This window comes from Sporosarcina sp. 179-K 3D1 HS (assembly GCF_047228905.1).
Lineage (GTDB): Bacteria > Bacillota > Bacilli > Bacillales_A > Planococcaceae > Sporosarcina.
In genome coordinates, this window is sequence record NZ_JBFEGI010000002.1 from 417,404 (window position 1) to 442,738 (window position 25,335).

Here is a 25,335-nt window from a genome sequence, read left to right on the forward strand (position 1 = left end):
TTATAATGGATGTAGAACAGATAGAGGAGGTATCATGTATGTTGATTCAAATCGATCCTGCTTCTGAAGTCCCCATATATATGCAGTTAACGAACCAATTAATCGAATTGGCGGCGCGTGGAAAACTCCGTGATGGCGATACATTGCCTTCCGTCCGCTCGCTTGCAGCTGACCTTGGCATGAATATGCACACGGTCAACAAGGCTTACCATGCTTTAGAAAAGAAGGGAATCATTACAATTGTCCCGAAATCCGGCGCTGTCCTGAACGCGCTACATAAAGGAGACATCTCCTCACGGGATAAAATAAGAATCAAAGAAGAATTGAAGCCGATCATAGCGGAAGCCATGGTTCTTGGCATGAAGTTAGACGAAATCCAAGTCCTCGTCCGCGACATTCACTCAGGTGTAAAGGAGGAATAACAATGGGAGTCACCATTTTCCTAATCGTTACCGCATTTATCATTGTGCTGCAATCGGCCATCCCATATTTACTTCGGAATACGGTGGTCTTCGGCGTCACCATCCCAGAAGGTCATACGAACGATCCAGCTCTCAACCGTTTTAAGAGAATGTATACGGGAATCATTTTGGGTGCGGGAGTTTTATTGACAGGACTCTTCCTCATTTGGACTTTAAATAACAGTTATTCCGAAGAGCGGATTATTTTAACCGGCTTGGCCGTTCAATTATGTATCCTAGTTATCAATATGGTTCTCTATTTCTTCTTTCATGGAAAAACAACGAAATTGAAGGGGGAGAATGAATGGGGGACTACACTAAAACAAATACGCGTTGCTGATCTTTCAATTCGAACCAAAGACGAAATGTTGCCTTCGCCTTTTTATTTGTTACCAATGGTCATTTCACTTGGCTTAATTGCTTATACGTTTACTCAATACGCCGCAATGCCGGACTTGATTCCGACCCATTGGGGACCAGACGGCCAGCCGGACGCTTTTAGTCCCAAAACGCCGTTTTCAGTTGTTGCACTCCTACTCATGTCATTGGTCATGCAAGGGATGATGCTCGGCATCCATCTGGCAACGAAACGATCCGGCATTAAAATTAGTGCCGTGAAGAAACGGACATCCGCTGTACAGCAACTGTCATTCCGTAAGTATACGAGTTGGTTCCTATTTTTGACGACCTTGCTAGTGACGGCCTTCTTCAGCTTCCTTCAGCTGACAACCATCCATGAAGGCATCACCTCTGCAGCAATTATGCTTGCAGTGCCGCTCGGTTTTTTGATGCTCATCTTAATTGGGACTGCATTTTACGCTTTCAAGGTGGGCCAAGGTGGCTCCCGCATTGAGGTGGCATGTGAGGATGAATCCGAACCGGGAATTACGGATGTGGATGAAGATCGCTATTGGAAAGCCGGTGTCTTCTATGTGAATCGACAAGACCCTTCCGTCTTCGTAGAAAAGAGGTTTGGAGTCGGCTGGACGATGAACTTTGGAAATCCGCTTGGCTACGTAGTCATTTTCGTTCCGCTCGTCCTCATATTACTTATTGCTTTTCTTGCATGAACAATAGAGTATCTTTGTTGCGGTCTACGCATTACTTATAAGAGCGGTTGTCTCCCTTCGAGGAACAACCGCTTTTTTAGTTTGAATCAATAGAAAATTCATGGCGGCCTTGGAAAAATGGTATACTGTTTGCATTGAAATAAAATTGGAGGAACGGATTAAATGGAGTGGAAAAATATATATCGCGGATTCTTCATGGGAATCAGTGATTTGATCCCAGGAGTTAGCGGGGGGACGATTGCGTTCATCCTCGGTATTTACGACGATCTATTGGCGTCGATCAGTGGATTTTTTAGCCGCCATTGGAAAAAGCATATCGGATTTTTATTGCCTTTGGCGATTGGCATTGGAGCTGCCTTATTGTCTTTGAGTAGGGTGATTGAATATTTATTGAAGTATCATCATGCGCCGACCCAGTATTTTTTCATCGGTTTGATTGTCGGGGTCTTGCCTTTCATTTCAAAACAGGCTGATGTGAAAAACAACTTCAGGATCGGCCATTTTCTCTTGTTACTTATCGTTGGGGTGGCCTTGGCTTCAACTGCATTCATCAAACCAAGTGACATGGAGCCGATTACGACCTTGACGCCTCTAAATACCCTTGGCTTGTTTTTAGCAGGCTGGGCGGGCAGTATGGCGATGTTGCTTCCGGGTATTAGCGGTTCGTTCATCTTGCTATTGCTCGGTGTCTATTCTACCGCTATTGGGGCGCTTTCGAATTTAAATGTACCAATTATAGTCGTCATCGGGGCAGGTGTTATAGTAGGCTTCATTGTCAGTAGCAAGGCAATCAGCTACTTGTTGGCCCATTATACGCATGTGACCTTTGCGAGTATTATCGGACTCATTCTCGGTTCTGTCTTTGTCGTCTATCCTGGCCTTCCGGAAAGTGGTACACCTTTTGTTATGAGTGTGATTGCCCTGATCATGGGACTATTGGTCGCAACGATGTTCAGTTCAACCGAGAAGAAATAACTTTAGACTGTGGGCACCGGAGCCATTCTCTGGTGCTTTTTTTGTCACCGGGCTTTAGCGGGAACCCCTCTATAAGATTGTCCATTCAGGTAGATATCTGTTATTGTTAACGTATGATTCTCTGGAAAGGATGATTGAAATGACAGGACCTGCATTGAAGCAACTTCATTCCCATCGGGCCATCCATGATGGCGGACTTTCTGGTGCTATTGATAAAACGGAAGTCATGATGGACTTCTTGAAGCAAGGTGATCTGGAGTCTGCCAACAAGGCGGCTGACGAACTGATCGATTTTTGGATCACGCGTGTCATTAGCCACGCCGATGCCGAAGAAGAAGGATTATACAAGGAAATTGCAGCGCAACATCCTGAGTTGAAGGAAGCGATTGTCCAATTGACTCGGGATCACAACTTGATTCGAATTATAGTGAATGACATCCAGAAACTTCGGGAACAAGAGGGTTTAAGTCCGAATGTCTTACATAAATTTCATGCTCTTCTAGTTGTAAATGAAATACATAGCCGGGATGAAGAACGGATGCTTCTGGAATAATGGAGAACAAAGCGCCTTGCTATCCCGGTGCTTTTTTCTTGTCTAACATTGCTGCTTAACAAACTATTGAGAATACAAGGAGGTGGTTCCGATTCAGAACGCTTTGCAAGCATTGACAACTTACTTCGGCTACCCATCTTTCCGCCTTGGCCAAGAGCAAGTGATCGAAGGGGTATTAAATGGAGAGGATATGCTCTGTGTCATGCCGACGGGAGGCGGAAAATCAATCTGTTATCAAGTGCCGGCCCTCGTAATGGAGGGGACGGTTCTCGTCATTTCGCCTTTGATTTCATTGATGAAAGACCAAGTGGATGCACTGCATCAGGCGGGAATCCCGGCTGCGTATATTAATAGCACCCTGTCCTCAGAAGAGTATTTCGGGACGATGGAAAACGCATTGGCGGGCATGTATAAGTTGCTTTACGTAGCGCCTGAACGTTTGGATGCCCCTTCATTCATGAATCAGCTGCAACAAATGTCCGTGCCGATGATTGCAATTGACGAAGCTCACTGCATTTCCCAATGGGGGCATGATTTCCGCCCGAGCTACCGGAATATTAGCCGTGTGGTTTCTCTATTCGACGAGAAGCCGATTATTTTAGCATTGACGGCAACCGCCACTCCCGCGGTCCGGGAAGATATCTGCCAGCAGCTAGCTATTACAGAAGATAATTCAGTGACTACCGGTTTTGAGAGAAGCAACCTCACTTTTTCGGTCGTCAAAGGACAAGACCGAGATCAATATGTAAAAGAATACGTACAGAAAAATGAGGGAGAGGCCGGTATCATATACGCCGCTACAAGGAAAGCGGTGGAAAGTGTCCACGATCTATTGAAGAAGCGCGGCATAGCTGTTGCCAAATACCACGGAGGTTTATCTGACCTGGAGCGACAATCGGAACAGGATCGGTTTTTAATGGATGAAGCGACTGTGATGGTGGCAACGAATGCATTTGGTATGGGGATTGATAAAAGTAATATAAGATACGTCATTCATTACCAAATGCCGCGAAGTATGGAAAGTTACTATCAAGAGGCGGGGCGGGCAGGCCGGGATGGGCTGGACAGCGAATGCACCTTGCTGTTTTCTTCACAAGATGTACAGACCCAACGGTTCCTGATTGACCAGTCGCTGGATGAGAGCCGGATACCAGGAGAGTTGGAGAAACTGCGATCGATGGTCGATTATTGCCACACGGAATCCTGTCTCCAGAAATTCATCATATCCTATTTCGGGGAAGAAGAAGCGACTGACTGCGGCCGCTGCGCCAATTGCACCGATACAAGGGAGAGCAGCGATGTCACTGTCGATGTCCAAAAAGTGCTGTCCTGCGTGATCCGGATGGGACAACGATTCGGCAAAACGATGATTGCTCAAGTGTTAAAAGGATCCGCCAACAAAAAGGTTCTGGAATTCGGATTTGATAAGCTGACCACATACGGTTTATTGAAGAATTGGAACATTAAGGACATATCCGCCTTTATCGAATTCATCATTTCTGAAAACTACTTAGGCGTTGAAAATGCTCAATTTCCGATAATCTATGTGACGGATCAAGGAAAAGATGTACTGCTTGGTAAAGTGACTGTTACCCGCAAAGTGTCTGTCGTTACGAAGCAGATCACAAAAGACGATCCACTCTTTGAACAACTGCGGGGATTACGACGGAACTTGGCGCAGGAAGCGGGTGTACCGCCATTCGTCGTATTTTCAGATAAAACGCTGCAAGATATGGCTGCTAAAATGCCCCAGACCGAGCAGGCTTTCCTGGATGTGAATGGGGTCGGGGAAGCCAAGCTGGAAAGATATGGAGAGGCTTTTATGAATGAAATCAAATCCTATTTGATGCAAAAGACCGAAGTGGAAAATAAATAACGTCATATGCACTGCATTCCGATTGGTAGAGATCGGGGTGCAGTTTTTCTTTGTCCACCTATGCCTGAAGTCCATGTTCCCTGCGAATAGTTTCATAAGCTACACCAAAGAGGAAGTGGTGGTTCAATGATTTTTGAAGATCGAACAGGTAAACGGTGGATCATCATCAAAACCTTTTTTCTATCTGGCTTGCTATTCGTACTCGGCATGCTAATCCTATACGCCTTGCATTCATATGGAGTCATCTTTCTTCCATTCATCAGCGACCTCCTTTCCTTCGTTATAGCTACCGGAAAAAAGGTTTTAATTGCGTATCTGCTCATTGCGATCGCCATCGGGTTCTTACGGATGGGTTTTCTCATCTTTTATGGAATTCGACAGGTGAGGAGAGACCGGATTCTTCGGGAATATGAAAAGGTCAACCGATATTTAATCCGCATCTATCAACCGGATGTCACAGTGCTCATTCCTGTTTTTAACGAGGAGGTGGTCATCCATCGGACCGTGCGCGCCATTTTGGCAAGTGACTATCCGATAACCGAAATCCTTGTGATTGACGACGGCTCTACAGATGCTACGGCAGATATTGTGAAACGGGAGTTCCGGCACGAGCGAATCGTGGAATTGATCCAAAAGAGAAACGGGGGGAAAGCATCTGCCCTGAACATGGGATTTCAATTGGCAAGTGGCGATATCATTATTACCATAGATGCCGATACGATCTTTCAGCCGGAAACGGTTTCAAATCTGGTCAGAAATTTTAGTGACTCCCGCGTTGCGGCGGTATCCGGCAATTGTAAAATCGGAAACATCAGGAACCAATTGACGTTATGGCAGCATATCGAGTATGTGACAGCTAATAATTTGGAGAAGAGGGCGTTTGAAGAACTTAACTGTATCACGGTCGTACCCGGTTCTAACAGTGCTTGGCGGAGGAGAGTGGTCAAACAGGTCGGGTATTTTCACCATGATACTTTAGCGGAGGATACAGAACTTACCCTTCGGTTATTGAATGAGGGTTACAAGATTATATATGATGATCGTGCCATTTCTTATGAAGAGTGTCCGGAAACTGTCAAGGACTTTATCAAACAACGCTACCGATGGTCATATGGCATTTTGCAAACTGCTTGGAAGCATAAGAGGAACATACTCACCTCTTCCAATAAGTCCTTAAAATACTTCGCGGTCCCTAGCATGTTATTTTCCTATCTACTGTATTTGACATCCCCCTTGATCGATTTTATTTTTCTAGCCGCTTTCCTCTCGGGGACGACATCCATCTATTTCTATGCCCTACTCTTTTATACGACCGATGTATTGAATTCTGTCATCGCCTTTAAATTAGGCGGGGAAAAGATGAAACCCCTTGTGTGGGTGATTTTCCAAAGAATGGGCTACCGCTATCTGATCGCATACGTGACATGGAAAACGATCATTATGGCATTGAGAGGAACAAGTGTCGGTTGGAACAAATTAAAACGGTCCGGAAACAACACGTATTCCTAACAGATGATTTGTCAATTGTGAAACAGCTTTCCTATGGATAAAGAACATGTCATATGGATTGTTCACCCATCCGCGAACGTTACCTTTCTCATATAGTATAGGAATGACGGAGAGTAAGGAACCGAGGTGTACGGAAAACTATGAAAGTCGCTATTCATCAACCGAATTATTTACCCTGGATCGGTTATTTCGATAAGTTGGACCAGGTAGACAAATTTGTTTTATTAGACAAGGCCGCTCATTCAAAAAGCGGTTTTATCAACCGGAATAAAATTAAAACGCCTCAAGGTGAGCTATGGCTATCTGTTCCCCTGAAAAATAAAGAAAAGCCTGTCTCCGAACTGCAAATCGCAAATGACACCAACTGGTTGCAAAGACACTGGAAGTCCATTGAAGCGAATTATAAAAGAAGTCCATACTGGGACACATACAAAGATGGTTTACAAAAGATTTACCACGACAAATGGACGCATCTGGCGCCATTGAATATTGCCCTGATCCTTCATTTAAAAGAGGCGCTCCAAATAAAGACGGATATTTTATTGGAATCGGATTTAAAACACGATTTTGGCAGCGGTAATGCGCGTAATGTGAACATCGTCTCCTTCTTAGGAGGCACCCTTTATGTATCGGGTACAGGTGCCCGTGCCTATAACAGGGAAGAGGCATTCACGGCGAAGCAAATCCAACTTGTGTATCAAGAGTTCCATCACCCTGTATACCCTCAACGTTGGGGGGGATTTCGACCAAATCTATCCATGATTGATATGCTCTTTAACTGTGGACCCGAAACAATGGATTTGATACGAAAGCAAAGACGAAATAAGGGGAGTTGACAAGCTTATGACGTAGGTCAATAAATTTGAAAAGGAGGGGGGATAATGATTACCTCTGGAACGGAACGAATTTTGATCATTGCTCCTCATGCAGATGATGAAATACTTGGATGTGGCGGACTGATTGAAAAGGCATGCCGATTTAACAATCATGTGAAAGTCATTGTAGTAGCTGTCGGTGATATTACCCATCCCCATAAGGGAGCGGTGGTTACCGGCCATACGCGGAAGAAAGAGCTGCAAGAGGCGCTGGCATATCTGGGCTGTACCGATTTTGATGTTTTGTATGATGATAAAGATTCCTTACTCGATACAGTTCCGAAGAGTGAAATCATACAAAAGCTCGATACGATTTTGGACGGCTTTCGGCCAACGATGGTGTTCATCCCGCTTCCGAGTTACCATCAGGATCACATTGTGCTTTTCGAGGCAAGCTTCGCAGCGCTTCGACCGAAGCCGAATCAGTTTATCAAATTGATTGCCATGTACGAATATCCGTTAATTACATGGCAATACCAAAAGTTTTGGAATACAGGCGAGTTGTACTTGGATATAACCGATACGATGCAGAAGAAATTAAATTCATTTCTAAAACATAAATCTCAAATCAGGCCAAAGGAACATTTGATATCGCCGGAAAATGTGGTGAAATGGGCAGAGATGCGGGGGATGGAAGTCGGGATGAAGTACGCGGAAAAATTTTATATCTTACGTTCCCATATGTGATTTGTTGTAGTCCGGTTCTATTAACATGGAGGGGAGTGGACCCGTATGTGTAAAAAGTCAATGGAGGAGAAGCCCATCCCTCATAACCGGCCCACTTTGGGGGTGGAGGAGGAGAAGGCGGCTGTACATGTATTGAAGTCGGGCTGGGTGGCACAAGGGGAGGAAGTGAGGCAATTTGAGGATGAGTTTTGCGACTTTTTGGGGTTGCCGAGAGGGGCAGCAGTAGCCGTTTCAAGCGGAACGGCAGCCCTCTACTTGGCATTGCTGGCCCTCGATTCGAAAGGGAAACAGGTCGCCTTTCCGGCCTATTCATGCTCCGCTTTACGCAATGCGACGGCACTCGTCGGAGGTATTCCAAGCCTGGTGGATAGCAGGACGGATTCGCCCAATATGGACATCGGCTCATTGGACACTACAATAGATGTTGCCATCATTCCCCATATGTATGGCTTGCCACAGTCTATTTCGAAGGGAAAAATGAAATGTCATGTGATTGAAGATTGTGCACAATCATTGGGCGCTTTTGTGGATGGGGTCCCTGTGGGGCTGCAAGGGGATATCGGTGTGTACTCTTTCTACGCCACCAAGCTGATGACGGCTGGGGGACAAGGCGGTATGATCGTCTCAACCGACACCGCCCTCATTACCGAACTGAAAGATTACCGGCTGTTTGATCGAAGAAATGATACAAAGATCCGATTCAATTTTCAAATGACTGATTTACAAGCCGCCATTGGTAGGGCCCAGCTACGGAAATTCCCGGAGTTCCTGAAGCGACGAGCGGAAATTTATCATCAGTATAAATTGGCTAACTTGCCTTTGCTCGATACGGTTCAAGAGATTCAACCCGTCCGATTCCGAGCTATTTTGCAAACGGCCAAACAGAATGAAATAATAGCCGCGTTGAAAAAAAACCATATTACGTCCGTCATTCCCCTTCAAGAATGGGAACTATTAGGGGGGAAAGAGCGCTTTGTCAATGCCTTCAATTGGACGCAAAGTACGATATCCCTGCCCATTTATCCATCCTTGTCTGATGAGGAAGTGAAGCGGATCATTCATGTGGTGACAGATCATCTTTAAGATTCATAGAAAATATGCTAATGATTGATTTCATTCCCAATGATGGATATAGTAAATAAGTAGTAATATATGGGAGGCATTGGTAATGGCAAAGTTATTGTATGTAAAAGTAAATCCAAAAGAGGATGGGAATTCGGATTCATCTATACTCGCAAACTTTTTTTTAGAAGAGTATCGAGTACATAATCCCCAAGATGAAATTGAGATTCTTGATTTGTACAAGTCGGATATCCCGTTCCTTGATGTGGATGTATTTCGGGCATGGGGTAAGTTCGCGTCGAAGGAGAAATTGACGCCGGTGGAGCAGGAAAAAAGCGAACGCATGGATCAGTTGACCGACCAATTCATGGAGGCGGACAAGATTGTGTTCTCGGCACCTTTTTGGAATTTAAGCTTTCCGCCGATGTTGAAGGCCTACATGGATACGATCTGCATTGTCGGTAAAACGTTCCATTATACAGCGGAAGGGGCAGCGGGGCTTTTAGAGGATCGGCCTTGTTTACTAATTGAAACACGGGGAGGTTTTTATTCCGAGGGGCCGAACGCGGAGCTGGAGTTTTCCAAAAGCTATTTACAAGCAATCATGTCCTTCTTGGGCATTACAAACTTCAAGGCAATTATCGCGGAAGGCCTCGACGTGAATTCTTCCAATCCTGACCAAATGCGTGCTAACTGCCGGGCGGAATTAAGTGAATTGGCGAAGACGTTCTAAGGAATTCAAAAAAATATGGGGCTGTCCATTTTTGGACAGCCCCTACACTTTTTTCAATTTAAATCATGACGCATTTTCCCAAGATCCTTATCGATTATCGACTTTCTCGGGATACATATCGTGATTCATCATGCGGTGTTCCGCCATCTTTTCATATTTCGTCCCCGGTTTCCCGTAATTGCAGTATGGATCGATCGATAAACCGCCACGGGGCGTAAATTTCCCCCACACCTCAATATAGCGTGGATCAATCAAAGAAATCAGATCATTCATGATGATGTTGACGCAGTCCTCATGAAAATCCCCATGGTTCCGGAAGCTGAATAAATACAGTTTCAGCGCCTTGCTTTCAACCAGCTTTTTATCGGGAATGAAACTGATATACATCGTCGCGAAGTCCGGTTGGCCTGTCATCGGGCATAATGATGTGAATTCAGGGCAGTTGAACTTCACAAAAAAGTCCCGATCACTATGAACATTGTCCACCGCTTCCAATATCGATGGATTATATTCATACAAATAGTTCGTGTTCTGGTTTCCTAACAGCGTCAAATGCTGCAATGTATCCTCGTCTCTTCCAGCCATAAAAAAACCTCCCCTAAAAATTTGTCGGGGAGGTTCCAATGCGATATGAAAAAAGCCATGTCATATGGACATGGCGAAATTTCGTCATCCATAGTTTTTTATAGAGGGTCGCTATGAACCTCTCCCGGACAGGGTTATTCTATTCGTTCTACACAGTACCTCATTGAGAATTCTTTGTCAATGTCAGATTGCGTTTCATTCCAAAGATCGTATAGAGAGCAACAACGAGCAGGATGATTCCCGTTAGCATGAACCCGCCCTTAAAGCTTAGATCCAAATAGCCGATCAAGCTGGATCCGGCCACAACGCCAATTGAAAAGAACGCATAGAAATAACCATACGCCTTCCCTCGGAATTCGGCTGATGAGGAATCGATAAGCAATGAATTGATGGAAGGAAATAAAAACGCGAACCCGATCCCGTATAAAGACATGGCGATGAAGAGGAGTGCCATATCTTCCACGAGGCTCAGCAAAATCATGCTGACTCCCATAAGTGATATTCCGAATGCCAGTGTGACCATCGGACGCGCCTTATCGAATATCCGATTGGTAGGCAATAGGAAAATGAGAATCGCGACAACGCCGAATGTACTCAGCAACATACCACTCGTTTTGGAATCAAATCCAAGGAACTCCACTTTCAATGGCAACACTAGCGCTAGCACGCCTTGGGAGAACATGAGAAAAAAAGCGCCTGCGAATGCTCGGATCATGCCGGGATGCGTAAACAATTGCTTTACGCGGACATGCTCTCCCTTGCCTACCGGGAGTTTCCGAATATAAGTGAAGGACCGCAGTGTGAAGAATGCAAGAATCGCCAATACAAGCATGATTCCGCCATTGATGGCCATGATAAATGGCGTCCCCATTTTGGCACCCAGAATTCCTCCGTACGCCGGCCCGATTATGGCGGCCATACCGACAAAAGCGCCTGAAATGGCAACGCTTCGCCCTCTTTTGGATTCTTCTGCCCGATTGGCCAAAAACGTGAATGCCGCCGGGACGATTAGCCCCTCCATGAAACCGTGGACGAAGCGGACCCCTAACAAGGACGCTGGATCATAGACGAAAGAATAGAGGAAAAGGGATATGGCTGATGCAAAGAGGCCAATTAGTAGAATATAGAAAGGACCTCTGCGATCCGTCATGAATCCTGATATGACGTTCCCGATCGTATTGGAAAACGAATACATGCCAACTGCCAAGCCTGTCAAAAAAGAAGAAGCCCCGAGTGACAAGGCGAACGGGCTCATTACGGGCAACTGTGAAAATAGGTCGAAAAACGAAAAGAATACTATGAAATAAACGAATGCTCGCATTAGAAAAAAATCCTCTTTTCATCCGAAATCATTTAGGACAAAGTAACTGCCTATCGTCTACTGTAGCACTTTTTCCGGTTTAGGTGGTAGAATTGATTGTGAAAAATGGTGTCTATGAATAAGAAGGGGATGTGCGTAGATGAAAATTAGAATTGGAATTGCCGGGTATGGAAACTTGGGTCGCGGAGTCGAATCCGCTATCGGGCAAAATGAAGATATGGAATTAGTCGGGGTCTTTACAAGACGAAATCCGGAAGATGTGCAACTGTTAAACGAATCGGTTGCTGTCCACTCTTTGGATGATATTGACCAGTTCAAAGACGAGATTGATGTGCTCATTTTATGTGGTGGTTCGAAAAATGATTTGCCTGAACAAGGGCCAGCATTATCGGCTATCTTCAATACAGTGGACAGCTTTGATACACATGCCAAAATACCGGGGTATTATGAAGCCGTAGATGCTTCTGCAAAACCGAACGGGAAAACGGCGATTATTTCGGTCGGCTGGGATCCGGGTTTATTTTCCATTAACCGTTTATACGGGGAAGCGATTTTGCCGGAAGGGGCGACTTACACATTTTGGGGGAAAGGGCTGAGTCAAGGGCATTCCGATGCAGTGAGAAGAGTTGAAGGCGTCAAAGGAGCGGTCCAATATACAATCCCGGCGACGGAAGCGATTGATCGGGTCCGGGGCGGTTCGTTCCCGGAGTTGTCGACACGTGAAAAACATACGAGGGAATGCTATGTCGTTCTGGAGGAAGGCGCCGATGCGAAAAAAGTGGAACAGGACATTGTTACGATGCCAGATTACTTTGCCGATTACGATACAACAGTCCATTTCATTTCAGAAGAAGTGTTGAAACGGGACCATGCAGCCATGCCACATGGCGGATTCGTCATCCGGTCGGGGAAAACAGGTGAAGGCAATTCGCAAGTGATGGAATATGCCCTGAACCTCGACAGTAACCCCGAATTCACCTCCAGCGTCCTCGTCGCCTATGCTCGTGCGGCATATAAATTAAACCAAAGTGGAGTAGCTGGCGCGAAAACGGTGTTTGACATTGCACCAGGATTGTTATCGCCGAAATCGCCAGCAGATTTGCGTAAGGAATTATTGTAATACGATATGTGGAAAGAGCCGCGTGCTGCGGTTCTTTTTCTTTTGAAAGGGGCGCATTGTGAGGTAGGGGTAAAATGTTTTGAAGTAAGACCAAAACGTTTTGAGGTAGCGTGGAAGCGTTCCCAATCCAGCATTGTCGGTATGAATACCGAACCCGTATTATTTTGAATCAGAATGAAATTGGAATATACTACACGTATGTAATGATGAGGAGGTCGTGCCAGTTGACGAAGTTGGATGAAACATTGCAAATGCTGAAAGAACTGACAGATGCAAAGGGAATCGCGGGGAATGAGCGGGAGCCGCGGGACGTGATGAAGAAGTATATAGAGCCGCTCGCGGATACGATTGAACAGGATGGAATTGGTTCCCTGATTGCCAAAAAGGCGGGGGATGCGAACGGTCCGAAAATCATGGTTGCTGGCCATTTGGATGAAGTCGGCTTCATGGTGACGAAAATTGACGACAAAGGATTTATTTCATTCCAAACGGTGGGCGGTTGGTGGTCACAAGTGATGTTGGCCCAGCGTGTGACGATCGTGACACGGAAAGGGGAGACGGTGACAGGGGTCATCGGTTCGAAACCACCGCATATTTTATCTCCTGAAGCCCGAAAAAAACCGGTTGAGATTAAAGACATGTTCATTGATGTCGGAGCGTCTTCGAAAGAGGAAGTGATGGAATGGGGCGTATTGCCTGGCGATATGATTGTTCCGTATTTCGAATTCACTGTGATGAATAATGAAAAACACCTCCTGGCGAAAGCGTGGGATAACCGGATCGGTTGTGCGATCGCCATCGATATTTTGAAACAACTAAAAGATGAAAAGCACCCGAATACCGTTTATAGCGTAGGGGCGGTGCAGGAGGAAGTCGGCTTGCGCGGGGCGCGGACGGCTGCCGCAAAAATCCAGCCGGATATCGGCTTCGCCGTCGATGTAGGGATTGCAGGCGATACGCCGGGTATTTCATCGAAAGAAGCGGAAGGAAAAATGGGCGGCGGTCCGCAAATCCTGTTGTATGACGCATCCATGGTGTCGCATACAGCTTTGCGGAACTTTATTGTCGATACGGCGGAGGAGCATGGCATTCCGTATCAATTTGAAACAATGCCGGGTGGCGGGACCGATGCGGGATCCATTCATCTGTCCGGCCAAGGTGTCCCGACTCTCGCCATTTGTATTCCGACCCGTTATATCCACTCCCATGCTGCCATGCTGCACCGGGATGATTATGAAAACACGGTGAAATTGCTGGTTGAAGTGATTAAAAAGTTGGACCGGGAAACTGTCGATCAAATCACGTTTAATTAATTTGAAACCTATCCATCCCATATTCGGGGTGGATAGGTTTTTTGTTTGAAATTAGGGGCTCAGTGGAAGAGGAGTAACGAGTATCACCCCTCCAAATGGATTATAAAAATGCACTTGACTTTATATTTATGCAATCATATAATTGTGATACAAATTGAAACAATGACTGGGGATGACAAGCATGGTAAAGATAGATGGATCAAACTCTAAGATTGCTGAAAATTTAAAAGGGAGAGACTTATTGACGCTCCTTGATTATACAAGTGAAGAAGTTGCGTACCTTTTGGAATATGCTATGAATATGAAGAAGGAATACATGGCGGGCAATATGCCGCGGCTGTTGGCAGGTAAAACGCTTGGAATGATCTTTGAAAAACATTCGACTCGTACACGTATTTCGTTTGAAGTGGGCATGATTCAACTTGGTGGATACGGTATGTTCATGAATGCGCGCGATTTGCAGATCGGCCGTGGGGAATCCGTCTATGATACTGGGAATGTCATGTCAGAGTTTCTGGATGGTATTATGATCCGTGCAAACTCCCATGAAATGGTGAAGGAATTGGCGCAACATACGACGATTCCCGTCATTAACGGATTGACCGACATTTTCCATCCTTGTCAGGCGTTAGCGGACATATTGACGGTGAAAGAAGTGAGAGGTTCGGTGAAAGGCCTAAAAATGGCTTACGTTGGGGACGGCAACAACGTAGCCCACTCGCTCATCATCGCGGGAGCGCATATGGGGATGCATATGGCGGTCGCTACGCCGGAAGGGTTCGAGTATGACCCGGATATCTTCGGTCAAGCACAGAAAATAGCCGAGCAGAACGGCGGATCCGTCATGCAGACGAATGATCCGGTTGAAGCGGCAACAAGCGCCGATGTCATGTATACGGACGTCTGGACCAGCATGGGGCAGGAGGAAGAAGCGGCGGCTCGCCTGGAAGCATTCAAAGATTTCCAAATCAATGACGCACTCGTTGCTCATGCAAAAGAGGATTATATGTTCCTTCATTGTCTTCCGGCACATCGTGAAGAAGAAGTCGCCACATCTGTCATTGACGGTCCGAACTCCTATGTATTCCAGCAAGCAGGCAACCGACTGCATGCTCAAAAAGCGGTTTTGGCCAATCTATTATAATAATAAACTGTCCACCACGAAAAAAACTTTTCATGGTCGGGCAGTTTTTTGGTTAGAATTAATAGGGTATATGAAAAAGCCGCTAATATGTCAGCGGCTCTTCCATTAGCTTCCGGTAAAGGCTTGTGCCAGTTCGGTTGAAATTTTTGCTTTTTCCTGTTCGTCCGATCGATTCCACAACTTTTCAAAAAACACCCCGAGACCCGGCAATAAATGCTCTTCCCCACGCTGCATGGCATCTTCGACAACGCTGCGAATATCGGCGGCACTGTTATTTGACATATTCGCAGAAATCGCATCACGGATTTGAAAATTCATTTTATCAACCTCCTAACGTTATGTTGTACACAATGATCGCCAACTATACCGTCATTTGATACACTAAAAGAAAAAGGCGGTACGGTTAACATGAAACGCATTGAATCCACCCAGAACTCCCTCGTGAAACATTGGAAGAAACTTGTGACGACGCGGAAAGAACGTGACAAATCGGGCGAGTTTCTAGTAGAAGGATTTCACTTGGTTGAAGAAGCATTGAAAAAAGAAGGGACCGTTTTGCATCTCATTGTCCGGGATGATATAGAGTTTGGAGTCACTTGGGATGCAGACGCTGAACCTGTCCCAATGATCGAAGTGACAAAAGCGGTCGCCGATGAAATTTCGGAAACGGAACATTCACAGGGCATCTATGCGCATTGTCGCCAGCCGGCTCCTGCGGAAGAGGACTTTTCAGGCTGGAAGAAATTATTGTTTGTCGATGCTGTGCAAGACCCTGGCAATGTTGGGACAATGATCCGTACAGCGGATGCAGCGGGCATGGATGCAGTCATCCTTGGAAAAGGTTCGGCGGATCCCTATAATCCGAAAACGGTCCGTTCTGCGCAAGGCTCGCATTTCCATATCCCCGTCATCAAGGGAGAGCTTTCTGAATGGGTGGATCGGGCGAAACAATCCGGTTTGCTTGTGATCGGCACCGGTTTGCAAAATGCAGTAGATCATTCGGAAATCGGACCGCAAGAAGCTTTTGCCCTAATTGTTGGAAATGAAGGTAGCGGGGTATCGGAAGAGCTGCTCGAAAAGACGGACCAAACGGTGAAAATTCCGATGTACGGGAAAGCAGAATCCTTGAATGTCGCCGTTGCAACGGGAATTTTGCTCTATACGTATAACGCTAAGTGATTTTTGAAAGTTGAAGAAATTAGAAGTATCAGGTATACTACATCTGAAATGAATGTCAAAAAGCAATGACCGGGAAAAGTAGATTACACACGGCTCGATAGGGATTCCGTACCTTGACTGGAAGTACGGATCGGGAAGTGTTTGTCGAAGTTCACCCCGTGAGCTGCCGCCAGGACCAGCCAAGGCTGTAAAGGTGTGCCGGTGAAGGACCGTTATTCCATAATGAAGTGATTATGCAGCTTTGCGTAATAATCAGGGTGGTACCGCGAACTCGTCCTCGTCCCTATTTTTAGGGGCGGGGATTTTTTGATTTCATTTATTTGAAGGGAGAATAGCAATGGAACAGCAATTGAACGAACTGAAAGAACAAGCGTTGGGGAAGATCAACGAAGCGACGACTCCGAAAGAGCTGAATGATGTCCGTGTCGCTTATCTCGGAAAGAAAGGGCCGATTACCGATCTGTTGAAAGGGATGGGAAAACTGCCTGCGGAGGAGCGTCCGAAAATGGGGGCATTGGTCAACGTCGTTCGTGAAACCGTGACTGAAGCGCTGGAAGAGCGGATGGTTGTGCTGGAAGAACAAGCGATCAATGAACAGCTGACAAAAGAAGCAATCGATGTCACTTTGCCGGGCCGGCCCATCCGGACAGGGAATCACCACCCGCTTACTCGCGTTGTCGAGGAAATCGAGGATTTCTTCATCAGCATGGGCTATGAGATTGCAGAGGGCCCTGAAGTGGAGAAAGACTATTATAACTTTGAGGCATTGAATTTACCAAAAGGGCATCCAGCACGAGATATGCAGGATTCGTTCTATATTTCCGAAGAGACCTTGCTCCGGACCCATACTTCACCGGTGCAAGCACGGACAATGGAGGCCAAGGACGGAGCTGCCATTAAAATCATCTGTCCTGGTAAAGTGTACCGACGGGATCATGACGATGCGACACACTCCCATCAATTTACACAAATTGAAGGCCTCGTCGTCGGCGAGAATATCCGCATGAGCGACTTGAAAGGGACGCTGGATTTATTTGCGAAGAAAATGTTCGGTGCGGATCGAGAAATCCGTCTTCGCCCAAGCTTCTTCCCATTTACGGAACCTTCTGTTGAGATGGATATTTCTTGTTTCAAATGTGGAGGTGCCGGTTGTAATGTTTGTAAAAAAACAGGCTGGATCGAGATTCTTGGCGCCGGTATGGTGCACCCGAATGTATTGAAGATGGCGGGCTATGATCCGACTGTCGTCACAGGATTCGCATTCGGAATGGGACCTGAACGGGTTGCAATGTTGAAATATGGTGTGGAAGATATCCGTCATTTCTATACAAATGACGTGCGGTTCATCTCGCAATTCCACCGGACGGAAGCGTAAGGAGGAAGAGACATGTTAGTATCTACAAAATGGTTGAATGAGTATGTGAATATAAAGGGAATTGCTACTGAAGATTTAGCTGAAAGAATCACGCGTTCCGGAATCGAAGTCGATTCTATCATTGATCGCTCCCACGGCATGACAAATGTCGTCGTCGGGTATGTAAGGGAATGTATCAAGCATCCGGAAGCGGACAAATTGCGCATTTGCCAAGTGGATGTCGGTGAAGAAACGACTCAGATCATTTGCGGTGCTCCAAACGTCGCCGAAGGACAAAAAGTGATTGTCGCCCGTCCGGGAGCTGTCCTTCCGGGAGGTTTGAAGATCAAGAAGGCGAAACTTCGTGGGGAAGAATCGAACGGTATGATCTGTTCGCTTCAAGAACTTGCCATTGAAGGGAAGTTGGTTCCGAAAGCGTACGCAGAAGGGATTTACGTTTTGCCGTCCGATTCAGTGCCGGGAGAAGACGCCCTTCCACTGTTAGGACTGGATGATCAAGTGCTTGAATTTGACCTCACACCAAACCGTGCAGACGCATTAAGCATGCTAGGCGTCGCTTATGAAGTCGGGGCGATTTTGTCCCAAGGCATTCAATTGCCGGAGATTTCCTATGAAGAATCTGCGGAAAGAGCAGAGGATTATTTAAAACTTCGCGTCGATGCACCGAAAGAGAATCCGATGTACGTGGCGAAAGTCGTGAAAAATGTCAAGATTGCCGAGTCGCCGTTATGGCTGCAAAACCGGTTGATGGCTGCCGGAGTCCGTCCGCATAACAATGTAGTCGACATTACAAACCTGGTCTTGATGGAGTATGGCCAACCGCTTCACGCGTTTGATTATGACCGACTTGGAACTGGGGAAATCGTCGTCCGGCTTGCAGAAGAAGGGGAAAAGATGACGACATTGGATGATGTGGAACGTACATTGAACAGCCAGAATCTGGTCATCACGAACGGCAAGGAACCTGTTGCGTTAGCCGGAGTCATGGGTGGAGCAAACTCCGAAGTGCATGATGGAACGACAACTGTAGTGATCGAGTCTGCTTATTTCGCTCCTTCCTCCGTCCGCCAGACATCGAAAGAAGTCGGTCTGCGAAGTGATGCGAGCACGCGGTTTGAAAAAGGAGTCGATCCGAACCGTGTGATGGCTGCAGCAGAACGAGCAGCACAACTGATGGCGGATCTTGCTGGCGGTGAAGTGTTGACTGGCTCGGTAGTATTTGACGAGCTGGATAAAACATCTAAACGCATCACGGTATCGCCGGATTATGTCAATAGTCGGTTAGGGATGAAGATTTCACTGGAAGAGATGCTGTCCATTTTGGAGCGCTTGCAAATCCCGACGGATGCGATGAATGGCCAATTGATCATCGATGCGCCGACACGCCGGCAAGATTTGCAAATCAATGAAGACATCATTGAAGAAATTGCCCGTATGTATGGCTATGATGAGATTCCAAAGACACTGCCTGTTTCGGAATCCACTCCTGGCGGCTTGACACCATATCAGGCGAAGCGCCGGATTGTCCGCCGTTTTCTGGAAGGCACAGGGTTGTATCAAGCGTTGACCTACTCATTGACTTCCAAAGAGCAGGCACAAGCTTTTGCGCTAGAAACGGCAACTGTCACTGAATTGCTTATGCCGATGAGTGAGGAGCGGAGCACCCTTCGTCAAAGCTTGATTCCGCATTTGTTGGAAGCAGCAACGTATAATGTGGCTCGACGCAATGACTCGGTTGCATTATATGAAACAGGCTCCGTCTTCCTTGGAGTAGAAGAGGACGGCCTTCCGCAAGAAGTGGAGCATGTTGCAGCTGTCATTACAGGAAAATGGGTCGATCACGCATGGCAGGGAGAAACGAAACCGGTTGACTTCTTCGTCATGAAAGGCATCGTGGAAGGAATGATGGACAGTCTCGGGCTGGCAGAGGGGCTTTCATTCGAACAGGTTGTCCTTAATGGGATGCACCCGGGCCGTACAGCCAATATCCTGTATAACGGGGAACGGATCGGTATGCTGGGGCAAGTCCACCCGACTGAGTTGAAGAAGCGAGATCTGAAAGAGACCTATGTCATGGAAATGAACTTAGCGCGGATCCTATCCATCGAGACGAGTGAACTTCTATACGTTCCGGTGCCGCGCTTCCCGTCCATTTCACGGGATATCGCACTGGTCGTGGCGAGCGACACAACAGCTGGAGCGCTACAGGATGTTATCCGGAAAGCGGGCGGCAAATTATTGAAAGACGTGAAGTTGTTTGATTTGTATGAAGGGAAAAATGTCGAGGAAGGCAAGAAATCCGTGGCATTCTCATTAACTTATGCAGATCCGGAACGCACACTGACAGACGAAGAAGTCGTCAAAGCACATGACAAAGTATTGAACGCATTGACCGAAGAAGCAGGAGCTTCGCTTCGGGGGTAATGGGAAAGGGCTATCCGATTGTGGGTAGCCTTTTTTTGTCGGTGTTAAGAAGTTGGGTGGGAGCGTTGTGAAGTTCGGTAAAAGCGTTTCGAAGTTTCTAGAAATCATTTCGAACTAATGTAGGAACGTTGTGTAGTTGTGTGGTATCGTTTTAAGGATATGCAGAAACGTTGAGAGGTTTTAATTCGTTGTGGAATCAAAAAAATTTTGTTATCCGTGGTATCTAGGTTTCGGTAGGGGGGAAGTAACTTGAGGAAAAAGAATCGGTTGAAAGACAGCACCTTTCTCATAGTCAATCCATTCGCTTTTCTTGCTGCAATCGGTGGGCTGGCGATGGTTTTCATCTTGAATCGGAATAAATCCCAATCGCCTGCCGTGAAAAAGATCTTGTCGCAAGAAGAAGTGGAAGCGCTACGATCGGAGAAATAAAAAACTGTCCAACAGACCTGTAATGGTTCGTTGGACAGCTTTTCATTTTACTGGGTCCGTTACTCGAAACCCGATATCGGTAGACAGCACGAATCGTGGCAAGCTTTGTATATCATCATCAGGACCGTCAGCGACTGTGAAATCGGCGGTTCCGTGGATAATGTATTCACCTTCCGGAAATCCTTTATTGGCAATGATTGACTTGACGAATTGTACATATTCCGGGTCGTCCTGATCGCTGTATCCGCCAGCGAATTGATATATATGCCGGAGTGGCTCACCTTTTTTCAAGTTTGTAAAAATGAGTGGTTCACTCATCGCGAATCCGATTTCCAAGCCTCTTGTCCTTTCTTCCATTGGAAAATAGAACGGCGAGGCGGCGTGGGCGATATTGATTTCTTCCTGGTCACCGACATAGGTCAACTCAGCAAAGATTGCGGTATCCCCAAAAGTGTCATACACATCTTTTTCGGTATAAAGCCGATAGATGAAATCGCCCTCTTTTACTTCGGATTCGGCGGGCGGCAGCGGGTTTTGGGGGTCGCCTTGATTCCTGGCCATCTCGGTGCCACACCCAGTCAGAAAAAGAAGAAGTGTAAATAGGAAAAAGATTTTTTTCATTTGAATCACCTCATTCCATCAGACGGATTACCCATCGGAAACGTTACTTTTTCTTGGCTACAAGGGCTTTCGCTTTTTGGGCATTGGCAAAATGCCATTTGGTCATGGATTTTAACGTATCCTCGCCATGTTTCCATAAGATCGTCGCGGCGACCTCATCCACTTTCGGCCCTGCGCCTTTAGGCAATGTGATGCCCGCCAAAGCACTTAATCGATCCATTTCTTCCAGAAAAGCGACCCGCGCGATGATCGAGGCGGCGGCCACTGCGACATGAAGGCTTTCCGCTTTTGTGGAGAACAGGACGTTCTCCCGGATGATATCGTTCTCCGCTTTTATGTGGTTATAATAAATGCCCCGTTCCGCAAACTGGTCGATCAGGATATAATCCGGTCTTTCCCCGTCCATTTTGCGCAGGACGTGCTTCAATGCCTGATTATGGAGAAGTGCTTTGATTTTCCCTTGCGACCATCCACGGGCTTGCACTTCGTTATATTTATCGTTCGGCAACGTCAACACACTGTGGATCAAAGTAGCTTGGAGATCCGGGGCTATTTTACGCATCCAATCGTCAGTCAGTTGTTTCGAGTCTTTGACGCCCAATTCACGGACCAATTCAATTTGGTCGGCACGGACAAAGCAGGCCGCAACCGTGACAGGACCGAAAAAGTCCCCGGTACCCGTTTCGTCAGAGCCTAAGACGGAAAGCTCTGCAAGCCGATCGGGAAGGGCATCCCCCTTCACTTTCACTTTTTCCGGGAACAGTTTATTGTCTGTTACTCCCCAGTTTGCTGCTTCCCGTTCCGCCCCCGCCCCTTGGAACAAGACTTTTCCAGACTTGTAGGCGGTGATCGCCGTATCAGGTAGTTTGGCGGCGAAGACGACCCCAGGTGCATTGCGCACTACTCGGGACGCCGCATAATGTTCGCTCAATCTTTGTAAACCGTTTTTATCCAATACAATCACAGTATTGCTCATCCAATTCATCCTTCCGTTTATATAAAGGGGTTCTTTCTAATTTCGATATGGTTTACGACATTTCCTGTAACCATGATTGACTTTATCAGTTTCGGGAAGGAGAGACAATTTTATTTAGGGGACGGAGGGTTTTAAGCATATCTCTGTAGATATGATCGCTTGCGTGGAGTTATGGGCGAATCTCCGGAGATATGATCGCTTGCGTGGAGTTATGATCAGTTCTCTGTAGATATGATCGCTTGTGGGCAGTTTTGAACGGTTCTCGGAAATATGATTGAAACGCAGAAATTATGATTGCTAAATAAGTAGACTTCAAATTTTCCAGGAAATTCCCTATGCAAGCGCAGAACTGGTGAAAAACAGAGGTCCTCCACTAATAAAACTCTATGAAAAACAGCACTTTATTCACAACTGAATCACTTTCATGGTATGATGGATGACAGAGTTTTTCGGGGGAGGTCAGGTCGTTGGCAGACGAAAAAAAGACACGCATTGCGGTTGAAATATACGGACAGACATATAAAATCGTCGGTACTGAAACAAGCAGTCATATGCGGCTGGTCGCCTCGCTCGTTGATGACAAAATGCGGGAGATCAGTAAACGCAATCCCTATCTCGACAGCGCCAAAATTGCTGTGCTGACCGCTGTGAATACCGTGCATGATTATTTGAAACTTAAAGATCAATTGGAACAAATGGAAGAAGAATTGAATAAGTTGAAGGGTTGACGGACGGACATGTTAGATTTACTTATCATATTCCTCCTTTTGGGAGGTCTGATCACCGGATTCCGCAGGGGACTAATCGTACAGGCAATACATATGACTGGCTTTATCATCGCTCTCGTCGTCGCTTATAAGTACTACAAACAACTGGCAGATAAGTTCGTCCTCTGGGTGCCTTATCCGGGAGTGACCACGGGGTCGCAATTTTCATTGACAGTTGAGCAATTGGATCTCGATCAAACTTTTTACAGATTGCTTGCCTTTGTCATCATATTTTTGGCGGTTAAATTCATCTTGCAGCTCTTTGCTTCGATGTTTGACTTCCTGAAATATTTGCCGGTGCTTGGGTTTCTTGCACGATTTGGCGGGGCGGCGCTTGGCTTTGTCGAGTTTTATATACTCATTTTCCTTGTGCTTTATGTACTCGCAATGCTGCCGATCGATGTCATTCAAAACATCGTGGGTCGATCGCTCTTGGCCAATACTATGTTTGAGCATACGCCATTGTTATCGGAAACGGTGAAGAAATGGTGGTACATTTATATGAAATAACCGCTTCCCCCTGTTAGGCGGGAAGCTTTTTTAAAGGAGGACTTGGGTTGAATAAAAAAACAATCATCCGGACATTTGAGAAAATTGCCCTATATATGGAGCTGCTAGGGGAAAATCATTTTAAAGTGGCGGCCTTCCGGAAAGCGGCCAATGTGTTGGAATTGGATCCTCGTAGTCTATCCGAAATGGATGATATTTTAAAATTAAAAGGAATCGGTAAAGGGACGGGCGCTGTCATCACGGACTTGATGGAAAAAGGGGAGTCTGAACTCTTGCTCGAATTGGAAGAGACTGTTCCGCGCGGGTTGATTCCTTTACTAAAAATTCCTGGATTGGGCGGGAAACGAATTGCTAAATTACGGGAAGCGATTGGTATTGATTCGATTGAAGCGCTGCGGGAAGCTTGCCTGGCCAATGAAGTAAGCAAGGTTCCGGGGTTCGGCAAGAAGACCGAAGAGAACATTCTCGCGGAAATCGAGCATCTTGGTACACGGAAGGGATCGTTCCCGATCTGGCAAATGGAATCCATCGTCTCCTTCCTGGAAGATATTCTTCAGAGTGTCGATGAAATTTCGCGGTTTTCTGTTGCGGGAAGTTATCGTCGGGCAGAAGAGACGAGCAGCGATGTCGATTTTATCATCGTGACTACTGAACCTGCCGCAGTCAGGGAAAAATTACTTCAAGTATTGCCGGTTGATACAGTGATTGCCGCTGGGGATTCAAAGCTTTCGGTGACATTGGATTTGGAGGATGCGATCGATGCAGATTTCCGTTTTGTGACAGCCGAACAATTCGCTTCCGCTTTGCACCATTTCACCGGGTCCAAAGACCACAATGTGAAGATGCGTCAACTGGCGAAAGCGAAAGGATTGAAAATTAGTGAATACGGCGTGGAGGATGAGGACGGTTCCGTGACTACATTTGAAACGGAAGAGCAGTTCTTTGCTCATTTCGGCCTGCCTTTCATCCCCCCGACGGTCCGGAAAGACGGGCGAGAGATCGAACGTGTGGAGGAGCTGGATGGGTTGATCCGCCTCGAAGATATCCGTTCCGACCTCCATATGCATACGACGTGGTCAGATGGAGGTTACTCCATCCGGGAAATGGTTGATGCTTGCCGGGCGAAGGGGTATAGCCATATGGTCATCACCGACCATTCCCAATACTTGAGAGTAGCAAACGGATTGACCCCGGATCGGCTGCGAGAGCAAATCGCAGAAATCCGTACGCTGAATGACGAATACGATGATATTGAAATTTTCTGCGGGACGGAAATGGATATCCTGCCTGACGGGTCTCTCGATTTTGACGATGATTTGCTGCAGGAACTCGATTTTGTCATCGCGTCCATCCATTCGAATTTCAATCAACCTCAGGAACAGATCATGGAACGGCTCCATTCAGCCATCCGCAACCCGCATGTTGATATGATTGCCCACCCGACAGGCCGAATTATTGGTAAACGAGATGGGTATGATCCGGATGTGCCCCAATTAATCGAATGGGCGAAGGAATACGGGAAGATATTGGAGCTGAATGCCAACCCATACCGCTTGGATCTCGCGACGGATTATTTAGCGATGGCTCAGGATAAAGGTGTTCCAATTGCCATCAATACTGATGCCCATGCGATTGACCAACTACGGTTCATGGATGTCGGTGTAAAATATGCCCAAAAGGCATGGCTGAAAAAAGAGACGGTCGTCAATACATGGCCATTGGAGAAATTCATCCGCGACATTGTGCGGAAATGAAAGGAAGTGTAAGACA

Annotated in this window: 25 protein-coding genes; 20 read left to right on the top strand and 5 right to left on the bottom strand. The window is 46.5% G+C overall.

Features of this window, described 5'->3' with window-relative positions; genetic code table 11:
- Positions 1-38: 38 nt before the first annotated feature.
- The 10 genes from AB1K83_RS04705 to AB1K83_RS04750 all read left to right on the top strand — a co-directional run bounded on the left by AB1K83_RS04705 (position 39) and on the right by AB1K83_RS04750 (position 9,801).
- Positions 39-422, top strand: coding sequence for a GntR family transcriptional regulator (locus AB1K83_RS04705; RefSeq protein WP_413056993.1), 384 nt, complete (start codon positions 39-41; stop codon positions 420-422).
- A gap of 2 nt (positions 423-424) precedes the next feature.
- Entirely contained in the window at positions 425-1,531 is a 1,107-nt protein-coding gene (locus tag AB1K83_RS04710) for a DUF1648 domain-containing protein (protein ID WP_413056994.1), read from the top strand.
- A gap of 162 nt (positions 1,532-1,693) precedes the next feature.
- Positions 1,694-2,506 (top strand): DUF368 domain-containing protein, encoded by an 813-nt coding sequence (locus AB1K83_RS04715; RefSeq protein ID WP_413056995.1) that lies wholly within the window; start codon positions 1,694-1,696, stop codon positions 2,504-2,506.
- Positions 2,507-2,645: 139 nt separating this feature from the next.
- A complete protein-coding gene (locus tag AB1K83_RS04720; protein WP_413056996.1) occupies positions 2,646-3,059 on the top strand; it encodes a hemerythrin domain-containing protein in 414 nt (137 codons plus the stop codon).
- An 82-nt stretch (positions 3,060-3,141) separates the two neighbouring features.
- A complete protein-coding gene (recQ, locus tag AB1K83_RS04725; protein WP_413056997.1) occupies positions 3,142-4,935 on the top strand; it encodes a DNA helicase RecQ in 1,794 nt (597 codons plus the stop codon).
- 126 nt (positions 4,936-5,061) lie between these two features.
- A complete protein-coding gene (locus AB1K83_RS04730) occupies positions 5,062-6,444 on the top strand; it encodes a glycosyltransferase (protein ID WP_413056998.1) in 1,383 nt (460 codons plus the stop codon).
- A 140-nt stretch (positions 6,445-6,584) separates the two neighbouring features.
- A complete protein-coding gene (locus AB1K83_RS04735; RefSeq protein WP_413056999.1) occupies positions 6,585-7,280 on the top strand; it encodes a WbqC family protein in 696 nt (231 codons plus the stop codon).
- Positions 7,281-7,325: 45 nt separating this feature from the next.
- The gene (locus AB1K83_RS04740) at positions 7,326-8,006 is read left to right on the top strand and encodes a PIG-L deacetylase family protein (RefSeq protein WP_413057000.1); all 681 of its coding nucleotides are present in this window, start codon (positions 7,326-7,328) and stop codon (positions 8,004-8,006) included.
- 45 nt (positions 8,007-8,051) lie between these two features.
- Complete coding sequence (locus tag AB1K83_RS04745; protein ID WP_413057001.1) at positions 8,052-9,089, top strand: DegT/DnrJ/EryC1/StrS family aminotransferase; 1,038 nt, start codon at positions 8,052-8,054, stop codon at positions 9,087-9,089.
- A gap of 85 nt (positions 9,090-9,174) precedes the next feature.
- Positions 9,175-9,801: an FMN-dependent NADH-azoreductase gene (locus AB1K83_RS04750; RefSeq protein WP_413057002.1), complete on the top strand. Its 627-nt coding sequence runs from the start codon at positions 9,175-9,177 to the stop codon at positions 9,799-9,801.
- A gap of 87 nt (positions 9,802-9,888) precedes the next feature.
- Here the strand turns inward: AB1K83_RS04750 and queF are convergent, their stop codons facing one another.
- Both queF and AB1K83_RS04760 read right to left on the bottom strand, forming a co-directional pair.
- The gene (gene queF / locus AB1K83_RS04755) at positions 9,889-10,386 is read right to left on the bottom strand and encodes a preQ(1) synthase (protein WP_413057003.1); all 498 of its coding nucleotides are present in this window, start codon (positions 10,384-10,386) and stop codon (positions 9,889-9,891) included.
- A gap of 160 nt (positions 10,387-10,546) precedes the next feature.
- Positions 10,547-11,707: an MFS transporter gene (locus AB1K83_RS04760; RefSeq protein WP_413057004.1), complete on the bottom strand. Its 1,161-nt coding sequence runs from the start codon at positions 11,705-11,707 to the stop codon at positions 10,547-10,549.
- Between the two features lie 139 nt (positions 11,708-11,846).
- Between AB1K83_RS04760 and AB1K83_RS04765 the strand changes: the two genes are divergently transcribed.
- From AB1K83_RS04765 to argF, 3 genes are all read left to right on the top strand, one after another.
- Positions 11,847-12,827, top strand: coding sequence for a diaminopimelate dehydrogenase (locus AB1K83_RS04765; RefSeq protein ID WP_413057005.1), 981 nt, complete (start codon positions 11,847-11,849; stop codon positions 12,825-12,827).
- A 224-nt stretch (positions 12,828-13,051) separates the two neighbouring features.
- The gene (locus AB1K83_RS04770) at positions 13,052-14,140 is read left to right on the top strand and encodes a M42 family metallopeptidase (protein WP_413057006.1); all 1,089 of its coding nucleotides are present in this window, start codon (positions 13,052-13,054) and stop codon (positions 14,138-14,140) included.
- A gap of 181 nt (positions 14,141-14,321) precedes the next feature.
- The gene (argF, locus tag AB1K83_RS04775; RefSeq protein ID WP_413057007.1) at positions 14,322-15,284 is read left to right on the top strand and encodes an ornithine carbamoyltransferase; all 963 of its coding nucleotides are present in this window, start codon (positions 14,322-14,324) and stop codon (positions 15,282-15,284) included.
- A gap of 105 nt (positions 15,285-15,389) precedes the next feature.
- Here the strand turns inward: argF and sspI are convergent, their stop codons facing one another.
- Entirely contained in the window at positions 15,390-15,602 is a 213-nt protein-coding gene (gene sspI / locus AB1K83_RS04780) for a small acid-soluble spore protein SspI (RefSeq protein WP_413057008.1), read from the bottom strand.
- 90 nt (positions 15,603-15,692) lie between these two features.
- Between sspI and AB1K83_RS04785 the strand changes: the two genes are divergently transcribed.
- From AB1K83_RS04785 to AB1K83_RS04800, 4 genes are all read left to right on the top strand, one after another.
- Positions 15,693-16,463 (top strand): TrmH family RNA methyltransferase, encoded by a 771-nt coding sequence (locus tag AB1K83_RS04785; RefSeq protein ID WP_413057009.1) that lies wholly within the window; start codon positions 15,693-15,695, stop codon positions 16,461-16,463.
- 337 nt (positions 16,464-16,800) lie between these two features.
- Complete coding sequence (gene pheS / locus AB1K83_RS04790; RefSeq protein ID WP_413057010.1) at positions 16,801-17,838, top strand: phenylalanine--tRNA ligase subunit alpha; 1,038 nt, start codon at positions 16,801-16,803, stop codon at positions 17,836-17,838.
- 12 nt (positions 17,839-17,850) lie between these two features.
- Positions 17,851-20,262 carry a phenylalanine--tRNA ligase subunit beta gene (gene pheT, locus AB1K83_RS04795; RefSeq protein WP_413057011.1) on the top strand — a complete coding sequence of 804 codons (2,412 nt, stop codon included), beginning with the start codon at positions 17,851-17,853 and terminating at the stop codon, positions 20,260-20,262.
- A 249-nt stretch (positions 20,263-20,511) separates the two neighbouring features.
- Positions 20,512-20,691, top strand: a complete 180-nt coding sequence (locus AB1K83_RS04800) for a hypothetical protein (protein ID WP_413057012.1) — start codon at positions 20,512-20,514, stop codon at positions 20,689-20,691.
- Between the two features lie 42 nt (positions 20,692-20,733).
- Here AB1K83_RS04800 and AB1K83_RS04805 read toward each other — a convergent pair whose 3' ends face one another.
- Positions 20,734-21,312 carry a lipoprotein gene (locus AB1K83_RS04805; protein ID WP_413057013.1) on the bottom strand — a complete coding sequence of 193 codons (579 nt, stop codon included), beginning with the start codon at positions 21,310-21,312 and terminating at the stop codon, positions 20,734-20,736.
- A 43-nt stretch (positions 21,313-21,355) separates the two neighbouring features.
- Positions 21,356-22,288: a ribonuclease HIII gene (gene rnhC, locus AB1K83_RS04810; protein WP_413057014.1), complete on the bottom strand. Its 933-nt coding sequence runs from the start codon at positions 22,286-22,288 to the stop codon at positions 21,356-21,358.
- 467 nt (positions 22,289-22,755) lie between these two features.
- Between rnhC and zapA the strand changes: the two genes are divergently transcribed.
- From zapA to polX, 3 genes are read left to right on the top strand one after another with little or no spacing between them, the layout of a single operon-like run.
- Positions 22,756-23,016, top strand: a complete 261-nt coding sequence (gene zapA / locus AB1K83_RS04815) for a cell division protein ZapA (RefSeq protein ID WP_413057015.1) — start codon at positions 22,756-22,758, stop codon at positions 23,014-23,016.
- A gap of 9 nt (positions 23,017-23,025) precedes the next feature.
- Entirely contained in the window at positions 23,026-23,565 is a 540-nt protein-coding gene (locus AB1K83_RS04820) for a CvpA family protein (protein WP_413057016.1), read from the top strand.
- Between the two features lie 47 nt (positions 23,566-23,612).
- The gene (gene polX / locus AB1K83_RS04825) at positions 23,613-25,319 is read left to right on the top strand and encodes a DNA polymerase/3'-5' exonuclease PolX (RefSeq protein WP_413057017.1); all 1,707 of its coding nucleotides are present in this window, start codon (positions 23,613-23,615) and stop codon (positions 25,317-25,319) included.
- The last annotated feature ends 16 nt before the right edge of the window (positions 25,320-25,335 follow it).

Coding starts and splice junctions, on each gene's coding strand:
- AB1K83_RS04820 (WP_413057016.1), top strand. CDS start 23,026: ATGTTAGATTTACTTATCATATTCCTCCTTTTGGGAGGTCTGATCACC.
- AB1K83_RS04710 (WP_413056994.1), top strand. CDS start 425: ATGGGAGTCACCATTTTCCTAATCGTTACCGCATTTATCATTGTGCTG.
- pheT (WP_413057011.1), top strand. CDS start 17,851: ATGTTAGTATCTACAAAATGGTTGAATGAGTATGTGAATATAAAGGGA.
- AB1K83_RS04745 (WP_413057001.1), top strand. CDS start 8,052: ATGTGTAAAAAGTCAATGGAGGAGAAGCCCATCCCTCATAACCGGCCC.
- AB1K83_RS04740 (WP_413057000.1), top strand. CDS start 7,326: ATGATTACCTCTGGAACGGAACGAATTTTGATCATTGCTCCTCATGCA.
- AB1K83_RS04765 (WP_413057005.1), top strand. CDS start 11,847: ATGAAAATTAGAATTGGAATTGCCGGGTATGGAAACTTGGGTCGCGGA.
- sspI (WP_413057008.1), bottom strand. CDS start 15,602: ATGAATTTTCAAATCCGTGATGCGATTTCTGCGAATATGTCAAATAAC.
- AB1K83_RS04750 (WP_413057002.1), top strand. CDS start 9,175: ATGGCAAAGTTATTGTATGTAAAAGTAAATCCAAAAGAGGATGGGAAT.
- pheS (WP_413057010.1), top strand. CDS start 16,801: ATGGAACAGCAATTGAACGAACTGAAAGAACAAGCGTTGGGGAAGATC.
- AB1K83_RS04785 (WP_413057009.1), top strand. CDS start 15,693: ATGAAACGCATTGAATCCACCCAGAACTCCCTCGTGAAACATTGGAAG.
- argF (WP_413057007.1), top strand. CDS start 14,322: ATGGTAAAGATAGATGGATCAAACTCTAAGATTGCTGAAAATTTAAAA.
- AB1K83_RS04735 (WP_413056999.1), top strand. CDS start 6,585: ATGAAAGTCGCTATTCATCAACCGAATTATTTACCCTGGATCGGTTAT.
- AB1K83_RS04715 (WP_413056995.1), top strand. CDS start 1,694: ATGGAGTGGAAAAATATATATCGCGGATTCTTCATGGGAATCAGTGAT.
- AB1K83_RS04805 (WP_413057013.1), bottom strand. CDS start 21,312: ATGAAAAAAATCTTTTTCCTATTTACACTTCTTCTTTTTCTGACTGGG.
- rnhC (WP_413057014.1), bottom strand. CDS start 22,288: ATGAGCAATACTGTGATTGTATTGGATAAAAACGGTTTACAAAGATTG.
- queF (WP_413057003.1), bottom strand. CDS start 10,386: ATGGCTGGAAGAGACGAGGATACATTGCAGCATTTGACGCTGTTAGGA.
- AB1K83_RS04705 (WP_413056993.1), top strand. CDS start 39: ATGTTGATTCAAATCGATCCTGCTTCTGAAGTCCCCATATATATGCAG.
- AB1K83_RS04760 (WP_413057004.1), bottom strand. CDS start 11,707: ATGCGAGCATTCGTTTATTTCATAGTATTCTTTTCGTTTTTCGACCTA.
- AB1K83_RS04720 (WP_413056996.1), top strand. CDS start 2,646: ATGACAGGACCTGCATTGAAGCAACTTCATTCCCATCGGGCCATCCAT.
- AB1K83_RS04730 (WP_413056998.1), top strand. CDS start 5,062: ATGATTTTTGAAGATCGAACAGGTAAACGGTGGATCATCATCAAAACC.